The 16,377-nt window shown below is 33.4% G+C and carries 19 protein-coding genes; 14 read left to right on the top strand and 5 right to left on the bottom strand.

Going from position 1 to position 16,377, the window contains the following annotated elements; all coding sequences use genetic code 11:
- Window positions 1-19: 19 nt before the first annotated feature.
- From C4S35_RS08965 to ftsY, 8 genes are all read left to right on the top strand, one after another.
- On the top strand, window positions 20-796 hold the full coding sequence (locus tag C4S35_RS08965; RefSeq protein ID WP_103999854.1) for a 3'-5' exonuclease: 777 nt from the start codon (window positions 20-22) through the stop codon (window positions 794-796).
- Window positions 797-838: 42 nt separating this feature from the next.
- Window positions 839-1,450, top strand: a complete 612-nt coding sequence (locus C4S35_RS08960; protein ID WP_103999853.1) for a fumarylacetoacetate hydrolase family protein — start codon at window positions 839-841, stop codon at window positions 1,448-1,450.
- A complete protein-coding gene (locus C4S35_RS08955; RefSeq protein WP_103999852.1) occupies window positions 1,450-1,794 on the top strand; it encodes an Hpt domain-containing protein in 345 nt (114 codons plus the stop codon). The genes C4S35_RS08960 and C4S35_RS08955 overlap by 1 nt, the downstream gene beginning before the upstream one ends.
- A 213-nt stretch (window positions 1,795-2,007) precedes the next feature.
- Window positions 2,008-3,261 (top strand): CinA family nicotinamide mononucleotide deamidase-related protein, encoded by a 1,254-nt coding sequence (locus C4S35_RS08950; RefSeq protein ID WP_103999851.1) that lies wholly within the window; start codon window positions 2,008-2,010, stop codon window positions 3,259-3,261.
- 71 nt (window positions 3,262-3,332) lie between these two features.
- A complete protein-coding gene (gene rpmB, locus C4S35_RS08945) occupies window positions 3,333-3,569 on the top strand; it encodes a 50S ribosomal protein L28 (RefSeq protein ID WP_024980263.1) in 237 nt (78 codons plus the stop codon).
- A gap of 27 nt (window positions 3,570-3,596) precedes the next feature.
- The gene (rpmG, locus tag C4S35_RS08940) at window positions 3,597-3,779 is read left to right on the top strand and encodes a 50S ribosomal protein L33 (protein ID WP_017495179.1); all 183 of its coding nucleotides are present in this window, start codon (window positions 3,597-3,599) and stop codon (window positions 3,777-3,779) included.
- A 74-nt stretch (window positions 3,780-3,853) separates the two neighbouring features.
- Entirely contained in the window at window positions 3,854-4,006 is a 153-nt protein-coding gene (locus C4S35_RS08935) for a DUF4295 domain-containing protein (RefSeq protein WP_073207479.1), read from the top strand.
- Between the two features lie 127 nt (window positions 4,007-4,133).
- Window positions 4,134-5,087 (top strand): signal recognition particle-docking protein FtsY, encoded by a 954-nt coding sequence (gene ftsY, locus C4S35_RS08930; RefSeq protein ID WP_103999850.1) that lies wholly within the window; start codon window positions 4,134-4,136, stop codon window positions 5,085-5,087.
- 188 nt (window positions 5,088-5,275) lie between these two features.
- Here the strand turns inward: ftsY and C4S35_RS08925 are convergent, their stop codons facing one another.
- On the bottom strand, window positions 5,276-6,346 hold the full coding sequence (locus C4S35_RS08925) for a serine hydrolase domain-containing protein (protein ID WP_103999849.1): 1,071 nt from the start codon (window positions 6,344-6,346) through the stop codon (window positions 5,276-5,278).
- A 194-nt stretch (window positions 6,347-6,540) separates the two neighbouring features.
- On the opposite strand from C4S35_RS08925, the gene C4S35_RS08920 reads away from it, so the two are divergent.
- Both C4S35_RS08920 and C4S35_RS08915 read left to right on the top strand, forming a co-directional pair.
- A complete protein-coding gene (locus C4S35_RS08920; protein WP_244175229.1) occupies window positions 6,541-7,041 on the top strand; it encodes a hypothetical protein in 501 nt (166 codons plus the stop codon).
- A complete protein-coding gene (locus tag C4S35_RS08915; protein WP_103999848.1) occupies window positions 7,022-7,318 on the top strand; it encodes a DciA family protein in 297 nt (98 codons plus the stop codon). Before C4S35_RS08920 ends, C4S35_RS08915 begins: the two co-directional genes overlap by 20 nt.
- 106 nt (window positions 7,319-7,424) lie before the next feature.
- On the opposite strand, the gene C4S35_RS08910 is transcribed toward C4S35_RS08915, so the two are convergent.
- The 4 genes from C4S35_RS08910 to C4S35_RS08895 all read right to left on the bottom strand — a co-directional run bounded on the left by C4S35_RS08910 (window position 7,425) and on the right by C4S35_RS08895 (window position 11,536).
- Window positions 7,425-7,844 carry a nucleoside-diphosphate kinase gene (locus C4S35_RS08910; RefSeq protein ID WP_073207465.1) on the bottom strand — a complete coding sequence of 140 codons (420 nt, stop codon included), beginning with the start codon at window positions 7,842-7,844 and terminating at the stop codon, window positions 7,425-7,427.
- A 112-nt stretch (window positions 7,845-7,956) separates the two neighbouring features.
- Window positions 7,957-9,228 (bottom strand): acyltransferase family protein, encoded by a 1,272-nt coding sequence (locus C4S35_RS08905; protein ID WP_103999847.1) that lies wholly within the window; start codon window positions 9,226-9,228, stop codon window positions 7,957-7,959.
- A gap of 36 nt (window positions 9,229-9,264) precedes the next feature.
- Window positions 9,265-10,857, bottom strand: coding sequence for a bacillithiol biosynthesis cysteine-adding enzyme BshC (bshC, locus tag C4S35_RS08900; protein ID WP_103999846.1), 1,593 nt, complete (start codon window positions 10,855-10,857; stop codon window positions 9,265-9,267).
- Window positions 10,858-10,906: 49 nt separating this feature from the next.
- A complete protein-coding gene (locus C4S35_RS08895) occupies window positions 10,907-11,536 on the bottom strand; it encodes a hypothetical protein (RefSeq protein ID WP_103999845.1) in 630 nt (209 codons plus the stop codon).
- Between the two features lie 121 nt (window positions 11,537-11,657).
- Here C4S35_RS08895 and C4S35_RS08890 point away from each other — a divergent pair, with 121 nt between their 5' ends.
- The 4 genes from C4S35_RS08890 (at window position 11,658) to C4S35_RS08875 (ending at window position 16,305) form a co-directional block, all read left to right on the top strand.
- Entirely contained in the window at window positions 11,658-11,912 is a 255-nt protein-coding gene (locus C4S35_RS08890; protein WP_103999844.1) for an autorepressor SdpR family transcription factor, read from the top strand.
- A gap of 4 nt (window positions 11,913-11,916) precedes the next feature.
- Window positions 11,917-12,570, top strand: a complete 654-nt coding sequence (locus C4S35_RS08885) for an SdpI family protein (RefSeq protein WP_103999843.1) — start codon at window positions 11,917-11,919, stop codon at window positions 12,568-12,570.
- A gap of 43 nt (window positions 12,571-12,613) precedes the next feature.
- Window positions 12,614-13,990 (top strand): alpha/beta hydrolase family protein, encoded by a 1,377-nt coding sequence (locus C4S35_RS08880; protein WP_103999842.1) that lies wholly within the window; start codon window positions 12,614-12,616, stop codon window positions 13,988-13,990.
- Between the two features lie 113 nt (window positions 13,991-14,103).
- Window positions 14,104-16,305, top strand: a complete 2,202-nt coding sequence (locus C4S35_RS08875; protein ID WP_103999841.1) for a B12-binding domain-containing radical SAM protein — start codon at window positions 14,104-14,106, stop codon at window positions 16,303-16,305.
- Window positions 16,306-16,377: the final 72 nt, after the last annotated feature.

Here is a 16,377-nt window from a genome sequence, read left to right as displayed (position 1 = left end):
GCTAAGACAAATTAAAGACATGGAATTAAAGTTAAATAAACCAATTTGCTTTTTCGACCTGGAAACTACGGGAATTGATATCGGAAAAGACAGAATTGTAGAAATCTCAATATTTAAAGTTTTTCCTAACGGAAATAAAGAAAGTAAAACATGGTTAGTGAATCCCACTATTCCAATTCCAGCCCAAACAACAGCCGTTCATGGAATTACCGATGAAAAAGTAGCCAATGAACCTACCTTTAATGAGTTAGCTTCGCAGGTTTACACCATGATTAAAGACAGTGATTTGGCTGGATTTAATTCGGACCGTTTTGATATACCGTTATTAGCAGAAGAATTATTGCGTGCCGGAGTAGATTTTGATATGAAAGGAAAAGTTTCTGTAGATGTACAAACGATTTTCCACAAAATGGAAGAACGCACCTTGTCTGCGGCTTTGAAATTCTATTGTAATAAAGGACTGGAAAATGCACATTCTGCAGAAGCGGATACCATGGCAACTTATGAAATTCTTAAAGCACAATTGGATCGATATCCGGAATTGGAAAATGACATGAAATTGCTTTCGGAATTTTCAACTAGAAAAAAGATTGCTGATTTTGCCGGAATGATCGCGTTTGATAAAGATAATGAGGAGATTTTTTCATTTGGAAAACACAAAGGAATAAAAGTGGATAAGGTTTTAGAAACCGAACCAGGTTATTTTAGTTGGATTCAAAATGCCGATTTTCCTCTGTATACCAAGAAAGTCTTAACAGCAATAAAATTAAGAAAACTGAATAATAAATTGAGTTAATTTTTGAATCTTTCAATCATTAAATTTTTTAATTAATAAGAAATGAAAATAATCTGCATCGGTAGAAATTACACCAATCATATAGACGAATTACAGAACGAAAGGCCAACAGAACCAGTAGTTTTTATGAAACCGGATTCGGCTGTTTTATTGAAGCAGCATCCGTTCGTGATTCCTGAATTTTCGGAAGATGTTCACCACGAAATCGAAATTATTGTAAAAATCAATAAAGTAGGGAAATACATAGAACCTAAATTTGCTCATAAATATTATGACGAAATTAGTGTAGGAATAGATTTTACAGCACGAGATTTACAAGATAAATTAAAGACAAAGGGTCTGCCGTGGGAAAAAGCAAAAGCATTTGACGGTTCGGCAGTTATAGGAGAGTTTATACTAAAAAATCAATTTAATTCGTTAGAAAATCTTACTTTTGAATTGACGAACAATAATGAAACGGTACAAAAAAGTAATTCCAGTCATATGTTGTGGAAAATTGACGAACTAATTTCTTATGTTTCTCAGTTCTTTACGCTAAAAATTGGCGATATTATTTTCACAGGAACGCCGGAAGGAGTTGCTGCTGTAAAACCAGACGATGTTTTAGAAGGATTTTTAGAAGGACAACAACTCTTTAGAATACAAGTAAAATAATGGCTTTAAAATATAACCTTTCCAAAGTGTACGCACTTTCAGATAATGATCCGGAATTTGTAAATGAAATTCTGACTTTGTTCGTTACCGAAGTTCCTGAAGATTTAATGCAAATTAAAGAAGGAATAAAAAAGAAAGATCATAAACATGCTTATGCTTATGCTCACAAAATTAAACCCACCCTCGATTTATTGGGTCTGAATGTCGCTTTTGAAGAAATTCTGCAAATTGAAGCTTGGACAAAAGCGGAAGGCAAAAAGAAAGAAATAAAAGAGACTTTTAAAAGCGTAAAGAATCAGGTTAATGACGCTATTAAAGAAATTAAAAAAGATTTTGATTTGTAAAATTTTGGTGCGACCCGAAAAAGCAGGTCGAGCTATCCCTTTCAAACGTAGTTCACTGAACTCCTATGAAAATAAATATTAGGTGAAGTAATCTCCCGGATAATAATCGGGAGGATTTTCGCTTTTATCCCTCACGCAAAAAAAACCGGAATGTACTAGTTTAAACAATCCTTTTTTTAAATTGCAATCTCACAAAAAAAATATTCCAAAAAAATGAAAGCAACTATAGTTACCATTGGTGACGAAATTTTAATAGGACAAATTGTTGATACTAATTCTGGTTTTATAGCTAAGTCGTTAGATAAAATTGGTGTAGAAATCAACGAAATGATTTCGATAAGTGATGATAAAAAACACATCCTTGATACTTTTTCAAAGCTTCAAAATACAGTAGATTTAGTGGTTATAACCGGAGGTTTGGGGCCAACAAAAGATGATATTACCAAGAAGACATTCTGCGATTATTTTAATGATGAATTGATTGTAAATAAAGAAGTCGAAAATCACGTTATTGAGTTAATTGAGCGCGTGATGAATAGAAAAGCTTCGCAAATTAATAAAGACCAAGCTCTAGTTCCTTCTAAATGTACTGTGCTTCATAATCAGGTAGGGACAGCACCAGGTATGTGGATGAAAAAAGAAAATACTGTTTTCATTTCGCTTCCCGGAGTGCCTTATGAAACGAAATATTTAGTGGAAAATGAAATCATTCCGAAAATAGTTCTGGAGTATAAAAGACCTTATATTATCCATAAAACAATTCTTACTTACGGTCAGGGTGAAAGTCTCGTGGCAGAGCGTATTGAAGAGTGGGAAAACAACCTTCCAGAATTTATAAAATTGGCTTATTTGCCTGCTCCGGGAAGGGTTCGTCTGAGACTTTCTGGGCGAGGTACTGATAAAGAAAAATTAGAGAAGGCAATTGCCGAAAATGTTAAATCATTGGATGCGATTATCCACGATATCATTGTTGGTTTTGATGATAATGAAACCTTAGAAGTGGTAGTTGGTAAAATGCTGATAAAACAAAATAAAACCCTTTCAACCGCTGAAAGTTGCACCGGAGGCAAGATAGCTGAAGTTTTAACTTCTGTTCCGGGATCTTCTCAGTATTTTAAAGGAAGTGTGGTTTCCTATGCAACAGAGACTAAAATCAATGTGCTAGGTGTACCGGAAAGCCTCATAAAAGAACATTCTGTTGTGAGTGCAGCAGTAGTTTCGGCTATGGCTTTGAGTATTAAAAAAATGATGAAAACGGATTACGCAATTGCAACAACTGGAAACGCCGGACCTTTAAAAGGGGATTCAAAAGCTGAGATTGGAACTGTTTTTATTGCATTGGCGACGCCAAATGATATAATTGTTGAAGAATTTAATTTTGGACAACCCCGTGAAAAAGTGATAGATAGAACAGTAATCAAGAGTTTAAAAATATTACAGAAAGAAATTTTGAAAAATGTACTTTAATTATTTTGCATAATAGGTTTATTTTTCTTTTCTTTGCACCCTCGATTTGAATAACGATAAAAGATAAGATAATGTCAAGAGTTTGTGACCTTACAGGTAAAAGAGCGATGGTAGGAAATAACGTTTCTCACGCTATGAATAAAACTAAGAGAAAATTTTCGGTAAACTTAGTTAAAAAGCGTTTTTATCTTCCAGAAGAAGATAGATGGATTACTCTTAGAGTAGCAGCATCTACGATAAAAACAATTAATAAAAATGGAATCGCTGCAGTTTTGAAAAAAGCACAGTCAGAAGGATTTATTAAATAATCCATTCCAAAATAAAAAAATAGCAAGATGGCAAAGAAAGGTAATAGAATCCAGGTAATTTTAGAATGTACTGAGCACAAGACTTCAGGTGTTGCAGGAACTTCAAGATACATAACAACAAAGAACAAAAAAAATACTCCGGACAGATTAGAGATTAAGAAATTTAATCCAATCTTGAAACGTGTAACAGTTCACAAAGAAATTAAATAATAATTAGAGATTTTATTGAAAATCGCAAGTGGGAACATTTGGAGATTTTGTTAAAATACAAATACATTTAAATCATGGCAAAGAAAACAGTAGCAACGTTACAGACATCTTCTAAGAGATTATCAAAAGCCATCAAAATGGTGAAATCTCCAGTAACAGGAGCATATACATTCGTAGAATCTATTATGGCTCCAGAAGCAGTTGATGAATTCTTGAAAAAGAAATAGTTAACAATCACATTATATAGAAAAGCTACTTTCATTCGGAAGTAGCTTTTTTATTTTCTATATTTACCGTTAGAAAATCGTATCGGCTCTTTACGTCTAAATACTTCATTTTTAATACTATTACACAATGAGTTTTTTCAAAAGAATATTTTCCCAAGAGAAAAAAGAAACATTAGACAAAGGTCTGGAAAAATCAAAAATAACTTTCTTTTCAAAATTGACCAAAGCGGTTGCCGGAAAGACTAAAGTTGATGATGACGTTTTAGATAATCTGGAAGAAATTCTTGTAGCTTCAGATGTTGGAGTAAACACTACATTGAAAATTATTACTCGAATAGAAAATCGTGTCGCTTCAGATAAATATCTTGGAATAGAAGAACTTAATCAAATTCTAAGAGAAGAAATAGCAAGTTTATTATCTGAAACAAACTCGGGTGAAGCTACGGAATTTGTGATTCCAACTCAGACCAAGCCATATGTTTTAATGGTTGTTGGAGTAAACGGAGTAGGGAAAACAACTACTATTGGAAAATTAGCGTATCAATTTAAAAAACAAGGTTACAAAGTGGTTTTGGGTGCCGCAGATACTTTTCGAGCCGCAGCTATAGACCAATTGCAAATTTGGGCTGATAGGGTAGGTGTTCCTATCGTTCGTCAAGATATGGGAAGTGATCCTGCATCAGTAGCTTTCGATACTTTGCAGTCAGCAGTTGCTCAAAATGCAGATATCGTAATTATTGATACTGCAGGACGTTTGCATAACAAAATTAATTTGATGAACGAATTGACAAAAGTAAAACGAGTAATGCAAAAAGTTGTAAGTGATGCACCTCACGATGTTTTGTTAGTTCTTGATGGTTCTACAGGTCAAAATGCATTCGAACAGGCCAAGCAATTTACTGCCGCAACAGAGGTAACTTGTTTAGCTGTTACAAAACTAGACGGGACTGCTAAAGGTGGTGTCGTAATTGGGATTTCTGATCAATTTCAGATTCCTGTGAAATACATTGGTGTAGGGGAAAAAATTGAAGATTTACAGGTGTTTAATAAATACGAATTCGTAGATAGTTTCTTTAAATAATAAGTACAATGAATTTTTCTTCTTTTAAAAATACAAACCCAATTTATTTTTATTTTATCAGTATTTCTTCTTTTGTTTTGGCCAATCTTGTCAGAAGCAAAAGTATTAATTTTTACTATTTTTTATTGCTGGTTGGTTTAGTTTTCTTTGTTCTGGGCATGGTAAAAAGAATGAAAAATAAATAAATTTTATTGGTACAAAGCATTTATTTTTCCCCAAAGCGTTTTATCAAAATCTGAGAGCGCCATATTAACATTATCGGCAGCATCACCCATTCTGATTACTACCATTTTCTTGCTTGGAACGACATATATTTTTTGATCATTTTTACCCAATGCCATAAACATATCATTTGGAGAAGTAGGAATGATACTTCCGGGAATGGTCAGTTGTGATTGTGGTAAATGGTAACTAGTTTTTCCGTTGAGCCACCATAAATGGCCGTAACCAAGATTTATTGTTTGCGAAGTGGTTGTTGCTTCGTTAAAATAGGTTTCGTCCAAAATAATATTGTTATCCCATTTTCCTTTATTGTACATCAGTAATCCAAAACGAGCCATACTGCGTGTAGTGCTTCCATAAACAGAATTATTGCCGGATTGAAACCAAGCGCCATCCATTCCTATTTTGTCTTTTAATTTTGCATTGAAATAAGTGTTCCAAGTTTGACCGCTTGCTTGAGCAATAACATCTTGCAATTTTACATATACATTATGATATGCCCAACGTGTTCCTGCAGCAGCTTTGTATTGCAGACTTGCCGGAGAAACATCATCGCCATTAGCAATATCGTCGATACCGGAAGTCATAGTGAGTAAGTTTTTGCAGGTAATTAGATTTTCTTGTGCCAAAGTTTCACTTGTCCAACCCGTTCCAATGTATTGTGATACTTTATTGTTTATGTTCAAAATTCCTTCCTGTTGTGCAATTCCTGTTAGGGTGGAAGTCAATGTTTTTCCGGAACTTGCCCAATACCAATTAGTCGATGCTGAATGTCCATTGAAATAATTTTCCATTACAATTCGGCCATTGACCAGAATAATGAAACCTTTTGTATGTTTGAGTTCTAAATAATCTAAAAGTGGTTGAACGGCTGCTTGTTTCCAACCCAAACTTGCAATTGATTTTGTTTCCCAAATAGTGCCTGTTATTGGAGGAAAATAAATCGTTTCTGTTGGTGTAGGAGCAGGTTCAGCAGTTTCTGAATTACAACCGAAACAGAATAATAAGATAAGGAAACTATAGATTGTTTTTGGCATCTTACGAATGATTTATTTCTAATTAGTTTAAGGCCAAAAATATATAAAATAGTTTAATCTGTTTTTCGTTTTTTTGTTTTCTTTGCGTTTAATAAGTTTAACTTTGTCTTTGAAACGAAAATAGTATTTGGTTTCGAATGCCCTAGCCCTGATGGAAACGGCATCCTTTTTCTTGGGATTCTGACGAAGGAAGAATGGCAAGAAAAAGATATAGTGGACAGCAGGAAACAGCTCCTAAAAATGATAATTATATGAAAAACGCATTTAGAATTTTATTTATTTCACTGTTTTTTGTTGCTTGTCAGCAAAAGATAACTCCGGCCGATGTTTCTAAAATTAATGGCTATTGGGAAATTGAAAAAGTAGTGTTTGACCAAGGAAAAGATAAGGATTATGGGATGAATGAAAGTTATGATTATTTTCAAATAGGCAAAAATAACAGCGGAACCAGAAAGAAAGTGATGCCGCAATTAGACGGTACTTTTTTAGTAAACAATACTTATGAAAATGTAACTATTCGATTTGCAGACGATAAAGCATTTTTAGATTATTCGACTCCGTTTACAAAATGGAGTGAGGAATTAATCTCCCTTTCTGAGGATAAGATGGTGCTTAAAAACCCAGAGAAAAAAGAATATCATTACAAGAAAACGGGACCAATAAATCTTCTGGGCGATGGCAAAAAGACTAAATAATCAAAGTACGATAGGAGATGTTTTGAAACAAATTATCCAAGTAAATAAACTTCAACCCGGTATGGACCAGATTGATGTGAAAGATGCGTGGAAAAATTTGATGGGGAACGGAGTAAACAGCTATACTAGAAACGTGGTTTTGAAAGGTTCGACGTTATATGTTGAATTGACTTCTTCAGTTTTGAGAGAAGAATTAAGTCACGGAAAGTCTAAGATAGTCGCGATGATTAATGAAGAATTGCGTCGTGATGTTGTAAAGGATGTTATTTTGAGATAGTGAAGACGTGTTCCGTATTCAGTTGTGATTGTAAATAAAAAAATCCAGTTTCAAATTTTGAAACTGGATTTTCTATTTTTCTGTAATCTATAACTGCGACGTAATACTAGAATTGCTCTCTTCCAGCAAAATGGAAAGCACCTTCAATAGCTGCATTTTCGTCACTGTCAGAACCGTGAACTGCATTTTCTCCAATAGAGGTTGCGTATGCTTTACGAATTGTTCCTTCAGCAGCTTCAGCAGGGTTTGTAGCACCAATTAAAGTTCTGAAATCTTCAACAGCATTGTCTTTTTCTAAAATAGCAGCAACAATAGGTCCACGAGTCATGAATTCAACTAATTCACCGTAGAAAGGTCTTGCAGCGTGTACAGCATAAAATGCTTGTGCATCAGCAATTGTTAATTGAGTTAATTTCAAAGAAACAATTTTGAAACCAGCAGTTGTAATCATTGCCAATATATTTCCGATGTGTCCGTTTTCAACGCCATCAGGCTTAATCATTGTAAAAGTTCTATTAGTAGCCATTTTATTTTGTGTTTTTTAAATTTTGTGCAAAAATAGTCTTTTTTTTGAATTAAAATTGTTAAATCAGCAGTTTAGCCTCTTTTTTGTATTTAAAAGTGCTGTTTTTATTATTTTATACTTTAAAAATTAACTTGTTTTTGTAAAATAACCACAAAATAAAAGACCAAATTCCAACATAAATTATAGCTCCAACCAAGGATGCGAATAAAGGATTAGTAAAAAATGGTTCAATCCAAAAACTATAAATATATTTTTGAAGATTGATTTGCTCTGTTGGTATTCGAGGATTTTGGAATTGAATCATTCTTAATCCTTGCGGAATTATGCCAGAGAAAAAGAATACTACCATTGGATTTACTCCCCAAATTAGAAATAGTTTTGTCCACTTTTTGTAGTCTGCTACTTCTATAACGTAAAATAAAATAGTCAAGCACAGAATGGCTAATCCGGAAGTGTATAAAACATAAGAGCTGGTCCAAAGTGATTTGTTGATAGGGAATATAATGTTCCAAAGTAGCCCCAATAAAGTAACTATTAAACCGATTATTGCCATTTTTTTGACAATTTCCAGCTTTGGTAAAGGTCGATTAATCAATTGGCCAATAAGCAACCCGATTATTCCTGAAGCAATTGCGGGAATTGTGCTTAATACTCCCTCGGGATCCCAAGTTTTTGAAAAAATCCACATGTGATCTTTTAATACTACACTATCTAACCAAGCGCCCAAGTTGGTTCCTTTTTCAAAGTTTGCCGCTCCAATTCCCGGAACGGGTACTAAAGCCATTAATCCCCAATAAAGGAGTAATAGCGATATAGCGGTTAAAAGTTGTGTTTTTTGACTAGTTTTTAAATAGAATAGCGAAACGAAAAAATAGACAATCCCGATGCGTTGAAGTACGCCTGGAATTCTAACCTCTTGATACGCTTCGATACCGCTATATGCTAAAAACAGTAAAATAACAAAAACAAAAAGTGTCAAATAAGTTTTGATTTTTAGACTGAAGTTTCCCAAAAGCGCATAACTTACTCCAATAGTTATAACTAATTGGCCCAACAATAATGGAATTCCTTCTAGTCCAAAAAGTTCTATTTTACCAAAAAAATTAAGAAATAATCCCAAACAAAAAATCCGTAAAGCGCGTATTGTTGTTTTATTGAAAGTTGCGCTGTCAAACTGTTTCGTTGGCATTGCAAAAGATATGGCAACGGCCATGATAAAAATAAAAAAAGGAAAAACCAAATCGGTTGGGGTGCATCCGTTCCATTCTGCATGTTCTAACGGCGGATAAATGTGATCCCAACTTCCAGGATTATTTACAATTGTCATTAACAATATAGTAAAACCTCTAAATGTATCCAGCGAAATTAAGCGTTCTTTGGTCATTGGCTTTTGGTGGGTTTGGGTTAATGCTGCCAGCGTTTATGGCAATAAAATAATATCGAAATTTTGTTCCAAAGGTCTCAATTGATTGATAATCATTGGAATCAAATGCTCTCCATTTTCTAAATAAAATTCAGAGAAATTAGCTTGACGCTCCTGTAAACTTTCGTTTGGGAACAAATCGTTTTGTAAGTCTGTGATGCGCTGTAATACGTCGCTTAACTTTCTTTTTTGTGCTTTTAGTAACCGTTTTTCCAGATTTTCCAATCCTTTGGTTTGTCTAACTTCTTGTGCTTTTACTGCTCCAATAAAAGCTTTATCGGTATGATTTGCTATTTCATACAATGATTCGAATTGTTTTTGTAATTGCTCTTTCATCGGTAATAAATCGATTGGAAATTCAGATAATTGTCTGGTTTTATTATTTAATAATTCAGCTTGTTTAGAAAATAAATCTTTCCAACTTAACCCCAGTTTGTCTGCTTTTTTAGCTTGTTTTTCTGTGGTTAACAATACTGAATTTCTTAATAAAAGTATTGGAAAAGTCACTTTTGCAGCAGCGAAAAATGATTTTAATTCCAACCAATATGCAATTTCTCCGCCTCCGCCAATGTAGCATAGATTTGGTAAAATCACTTCCTGATATAAGGGACGCATAATCACGTTAGGACTGAATTTTTCGGGATGACTTTCTAATAATGCTAGAATTTCGCTTTCAGAAAATTTAATTTTGGTGTGGTTTACTTTATATTTCCCATTTTCAAGAATTATGCGTTCGCGTAGCGCATCTTCAATGTAAAATAAATTGATTTCACGAGGATTTACCTGAATAGTATAATCTTTTAGTTTTTCGGCAGTTTCAAGTACTAAATTATGTGAAGATTGATGCAGTAATTCTTCTTTAACAAAAGGAATAAAAGTTCGTTTTAAGTCTGAATTATCCGCATCCAGAATAACCAAACCAGTTGCACCAAATAATGCATTAGCTAAATGTCTTGTAGCATCAGCCAGATTATCGTGCTTGAGATACGATTCCTGAAACAGTTTTTTTATGGTCTCGGAATTTGTGCTTGAACCAATTTCCAAGGCGTATACTTCAAAGAAATCTTCTAAACCTTTAGTAGTTAATCTGCCAACAGGTCCAGTACTTTGAGTATTCCATCTGAATTTTTTCCCTTTAAAATTGAAATAATTAATCTCTTCAAAATCATGATCTTCGGTCGCCATCCAGTAAATGGGAACAAAGTTATGGGAAGGATATTTCGCTTTTAATTCAGTGGTTAAATTAATTGTTGAAATAATCTTGTATAAAAAATACAAAGGTCCACTGAATAAATTTAATTGGTGACCAGTCGTTACCGTAAATGTATTTGGAAGTGCTAAAGCTTCAATATTTTGTTTTGTTAAAACGGAAGTTGAAATAGCCGAATATTGTTTTTGTAAAGTTGAAACTAAAGTAGGTCTAATAGTATTGTCATAGTTGTTTTGCTTTTCAAGGATTTGGCTTTCAAAGTTTTCAAGCTTTGGAAACCGATGATATAGAGAATCCAAATTGTTATTTTCATTTAAATAATCATTTATTAAAGAAGAGAAATATCCTGAATTCTGATAGCTGATACAGTCGGTTGGCATGTTGAATTTTATTTGATGCTAAATTACCGAAAAATATTGGAAGAACTATTTATTTTAGAAAACCATTGCTTCTAATTTCTTTGTGTATGGCAACAATATTGGTAGGTATTTCGTTTTCTAAAAGCCACTTTACATCCAATCCGTTGTAAATAGCTGTTTTCATTAAGAGACTATTCTCAGAAATAAGTAGACCTAATTTTTTTAAATCAGCTTTAAATTCTATTCTATAATCTTCATGAAGAGCATTAATAAGTATCAAAATTTTGAATGCACGGGCATTTACATAAGTGCAAAAAGTATGCGTATTTTGAGGTTTTGTGTTTAATATATGCAATTTGTTTAAGCTTATTACTTGGTTTAGCATTTGTAAGTTGAAACTAATTTCGCCATATTTATCTTTGGTTATTTTTACATGTTCTGTTATATCGCCGCTCAAACTGCGCATATCCATAAGAAGATATCCCAGCGAATAAAAGTGATCATACATTGTTTTTGTTGCGACAGTTATATTATTTTGAAGAATTTCTCTGCGGTCTTCAACACTTTGTGTGCTTACCAATTCAAAATACAGGCGGTTAGCTAAATCCAAATCCCTTTTCAGTAGCCTTAAAATCAATTTATCTTTTTCAGTACCAGGTAGATTTTGGATTGCATTTTTAAATTCTTTATTAAAAATCATTATGCTACGTTTAGAATTATATTTTTTATTTAGTGCTAAAATACCAAAAAAATGAAAACAAATATTTGCTAAATCTAAAAAGTATTTAGATATTTGTCTAAATATATAAATACTTTAAATAATGAATGCTATTTTTAAAGCTTTAAATGATGCTACACGAAGAGAAATATTAGAACTTTTGAAAAAAAAGGAACTGTCTGCGGGTGAAATCGCAGATCATTTTAATATTTCGAAACCTAGTATTTCCCACCATTTGGATATTTTAAAACAAGCTGATTTAATTACCTCTGAAAAAAAAGGGCAATTCATAATTTATTCTATTAATACTACTATAATGGAAGATGTTTTGCAATGGATATTAACTTTTAAAAAATAAAAACATGAAATTAACTTTAAGAAAAGAATTACCTATTATCGGAATTATTTTAGTTCCTTTTATTTACTTGGCTTTTTTGTGGAATTCGCTACCAGCAAAAGTGCCAACTCATTGGAATTATAAAGGAGAAATTGATCGATGGGGAGATAAATATTCTTTGATTGGATTGTTATTTATTTTACCGGTTTTAACGTATCTTTTACTATTGATCATCCCTAAAATTGATCCCAAAAAAAGAATTGACCTAATGGGAGGAAAGTATTATCAAATTAAATTTGTACTGGTTTTAATAATGTCTTTGCTGTCTATGTTTATCATACACCTAACGAAAAATGAATCTATTTCAAATCCAAATTTAATTTTTGCTCTTATAGGAATTTTAATTGTTGTGATGGGGAATTATTTTAAAGTAATACAGCCTAATTATTTTTTAGGGATACGGACACCATGGACTTTAGAAAATAAAGAAGTGTGGAAAGCTACGCATACTTTTGCAAGTAAACTTTGGTTTATTGGTGGTTTATTAATTATTATTGGAGGGATTATTCTGCCGGATGAATTTTTTTTAGTGGGATTCTTATCAATAATTGGACTAATAGTTATCGTCCCTATGGTTTATTCTTATTTTAAGTTTAAGGAGATAGAGAAAAAGGGTTAAGGTTTTAGCATCAAGTTTAATTTATAGATTTTAATCAAAAAAAATGAAGAAAACAGTATTTTTTTTAGTAGCAATTTTTGCCTCTATTACAATGGTTGGGCAAGAAATTACAGGGCAATGGAATGGAGTTTTAAAAGTTCCTGGCGCACAGTTAAGAGTTGTATTTAATGTCAATAAAACCGAAAATAGCTATAGTTCAACAATGGATAGTCCCGATCAAGGTGCTAAAGGAATTCCAGTAACTACGACCAGTTTTGAAAATTCTATTTTGAAGTTGCAAATACCATCTGCTTCAATTAGTTATGAAGGTACATTGAATAAGGAGAACATGATTGTTGGTAATTTTACACAAGGAGGTCAATCCTTTGCTATGAATATGTCAAGATCGGTAATAGAAAAAAAAATAGTAATAAGACCTCAGGAGCCACAAAAGCCCTATCCTTATTATATAGAAGAAGTCACATTTGAAAATAAAACAGATAAAAACGTTTTGGCAGGAACTTTAAGTTTGCCCCAAAAAGAAGGCCATTTTCCTGCCGTAATTTTGATTACAGGTAGCGGTCCTCAAAACAGAGATGAAGAATTATTGGGACACAAACCCTTTCTTGTTTTAGCCAATTATTTAACTAAAAAAGGAATTGCGGTTTTAAGATTTGATGATCGTGGAGTTGCAAAATCAACTGGTGATTTTAAAACAGCAACCACTATGGATTTTGCAAAAGACGTTAGAGCAGGAGTTGATTATTTGCGAAGCAGAAAAGAAATTTTTAAAAACAAGATTGGATTAATCGGACATAGTGAAGGAGGAGTAATTGCGCCTATTGTTGCCGGGAATTCGAAGGATATTAATTTCATTGTATTATTGGCAGGAACCGCAATTCGTGGCGATAAATTGATGCTTTTGCAAAAAGAAAAAATAGAGCGCCAAATGGGAGTTTCTGAAAATGAAATTCAAAAGGGGCAAGAAATTTTGAAAGGTGCTTATGATATGATTTTGGCTTCATCTCCTATTGATACTAATTTAAAAACTAAAATAAATAGTTATTTCAAATTGCAATTTGGTGAGAAAATGAATGAAGAACAAATAAGTAGATTAACTTTCCAAATTACAAGTCCTTGGATGGTTAATTTTTTGAAATTTGATCCATCTACAGCTTTAGAAAAAGTGAAATGTCCTGTTTTGGCAATAAATGGCGACAAAGATTTGCAAGTTCCTGCTGATGTAAATATAAATGCGATTAAAAATGCGCTGGCAAAAGGAGGTAATAAAAAAGCAACCGCCAAAATACTACGTAATTTGAATCATCTGTTTCAAGAATGCAAAACGGGTTCTCCTGATGAATATGAAACTTTAGAGCAAACATTTTCTCCAATTGCATTAGAGGAAATTTCCAAATGGATTTTGGTTCAGTCGAAGTAATAGAATTTACATTGGACGTGAAAAGCCAATTTATTGGGCTTTTTGTGTTTATACTTTGATTAGAATTTTAAAGTTGTTAAATAAGCCTTATTTTTGCGCCAAACTTATTTCTTTTGAAAACCAAATTATTCCTCATCACGCCGCCTTTTACCCAATTGAATACGCCGTATCCAGCAACAGCGTATATAAAAGGGTTTCTGAATACCAAAAATATTGATTCTGTTCAGGCTGATTTAGGAATTGAAGTAATTTTGAAATTGTTTTCGAAAGAAGGTCTACAAAGTTTGTTTAAAGTTGCAAGTTCAACTTTTGAAGTTGGAGAAGTTTCTGATAATTCAAAGCGGATTTATGCTTTACAAGACGAATATCTTAAAACCATCGATCCTGTAATCGCTTTTTTACAGGGGAAAAATCCAACATTTGCACTGCAAATTTGTCAGGAGGATTTCTTGCCGGAAGCGTCCCGATTTGCACGATTGGAAGAATTAGATTGGGCATTTGGAACAATGGGAACACAAGATAAAGCAAAACATTTATCGACTTTGTATCTCGAAGATATTTCGGACTTTATTGTCGAATGTGTTGATGCTAATTTTGGTTTTAGCCGCTATGCGGAACGTTTGGGTCGTTCTGCAAATTCTTTTGATGAATTGTACGAAGCTTTAAAACAAGAACCAACGTATATTGATAACGTACTTCTTTCAATTTTAAAGGAAAGAATAAAAACTATTGAACCTACATTATTTCTGATTTCCGTTCCGTTTCCAGGGAATTTATATTCAGCTTTTCGTTCGGCACAATGGGTGAAAACGCAGTACCCGAATATTAAAATTTCAATGGGTGGCGGTTTCCCAAATACAGAACTGCGTTCACTTTCGGATGCACGCGTTTTTGAGTTTATTGATTACATCACTTTGGATGATGGTGAAATGCCAATAGAAGAACTTATAAATGCTGTCACTTCGAGTGCAGTCGAGAAGCAATATAAACGAACTTTTCTTCTGGAAGATGGGAAAGTAATTTATAAAAATAATTCCACTAAGCCAGATTACAAACAATCGCAAGTAGGAACGCCTGATTACTCTGATTTGTTATTGGATAAATACATATCGGTTATCGAAATTGTGAATCCAATGCATCGTATGTGGAGTGACGGACGTTGGAATAAACTTACCATGGCGCACGGTTGCTACTGGGGAAAATGCACTTTTTGCGACATTTCTTTGGATTACATCAAAGTGTATGAACCTGTTGCCGCCAATTTATTGTGCGACCGAATGGAAGAAATGATCACGCAAACAGGACAAAACGGTTTTCATTATGTTGATGAAGCGGCACCTCCGGCATTAATGCGCGCTTTGGCTCTAGAAATTTTGCGTCGTAATTTATCAGTGACTTGGTGGACCAACATTCGATTCGAAAAAAGTTTTACCAAAGATTTGTGTTTGCTACTCAAAGCTTCCGGTTGCATTGCGGTTTCTGGCGGACTCGAAGTAGCTTCCGATAGATTATTAAAATTGATTGATAAAGGCGTAACGGTGGAACAAGTCGCTAAAGTTACCCGAAATTTTACTGAAGCAGGCGTAATGGTCCATGCCTATTTGATGTACGGTTATCCTACACAAACCATTCAGGAAACGGTGGACAGTCTCGAAATGGTGCGTCAATTATTTGAAGTGGGCGTTTTGCAATCGGGATTTTGGCACCAGTTTGCTATGACGGCACACAGTCCCGTAGGCTTGTATCCGGAGAAGTTTGGTGTGGTAAAAGAGACCGAAATCCTAGGAACTTTTGCCAACAATGATATTAACTATACGGATTCAACAGGAATTGACCATGATAAATTTAGTTTTGGACTTAAAAAATCCTTGTTCAATTTCATGCACGGAATCTGTTTTGATTATGAGTTGCAAGATTGGTTTGACTTTAAAATCCCAAAGACCAAAATTTTACCTGATTTTATTTTTGATGCTTTACAGGAAGACGATGATTTTAAAATAAAACCTACTGCAAAAACCGTTTGGCTTGGGGGAAAACCATTTATAGAACATTTTACCAAATCCAAAAAAGGAAATTCCTGGGAAATGATGACTTTGACTTTCCATGACAAAAAAGAAAGTTTCACCATTCAGACTGGTAAAAATGAAGGCGAATGGCTGGTAGAAATACTTCAAAAAATTGCGGTTACGAATGCTAAAATTTACACATTTCAAGAAATAAAAACTGATTTTGAAACTCATTTGGAAGACTTTGAATTGTTTTGGTATTCAAAACCAGCTAAAACTCTTAGAGAATTCGGACTGTTAGTGTTGTAGATTTATTTTAGCAAAACTATATTAAATTAGCATAAAACTTTAACTTTTCGATTACGCAAACGTTTTCTTTAC

This window comes from Flavobacterium urumqiense (genome assembly GCF_900108015.1).
Taxonomy (GTDB): Bacteria; Bacteroidota; Bacteroidia; order Flavobacteriales; family Flavobacteriaceae; genus Flavobacterium; species Flavobacterium urumqiense.
This window is presented reverse-complemented; position numbering and strand designations above follow the sequence as displayed.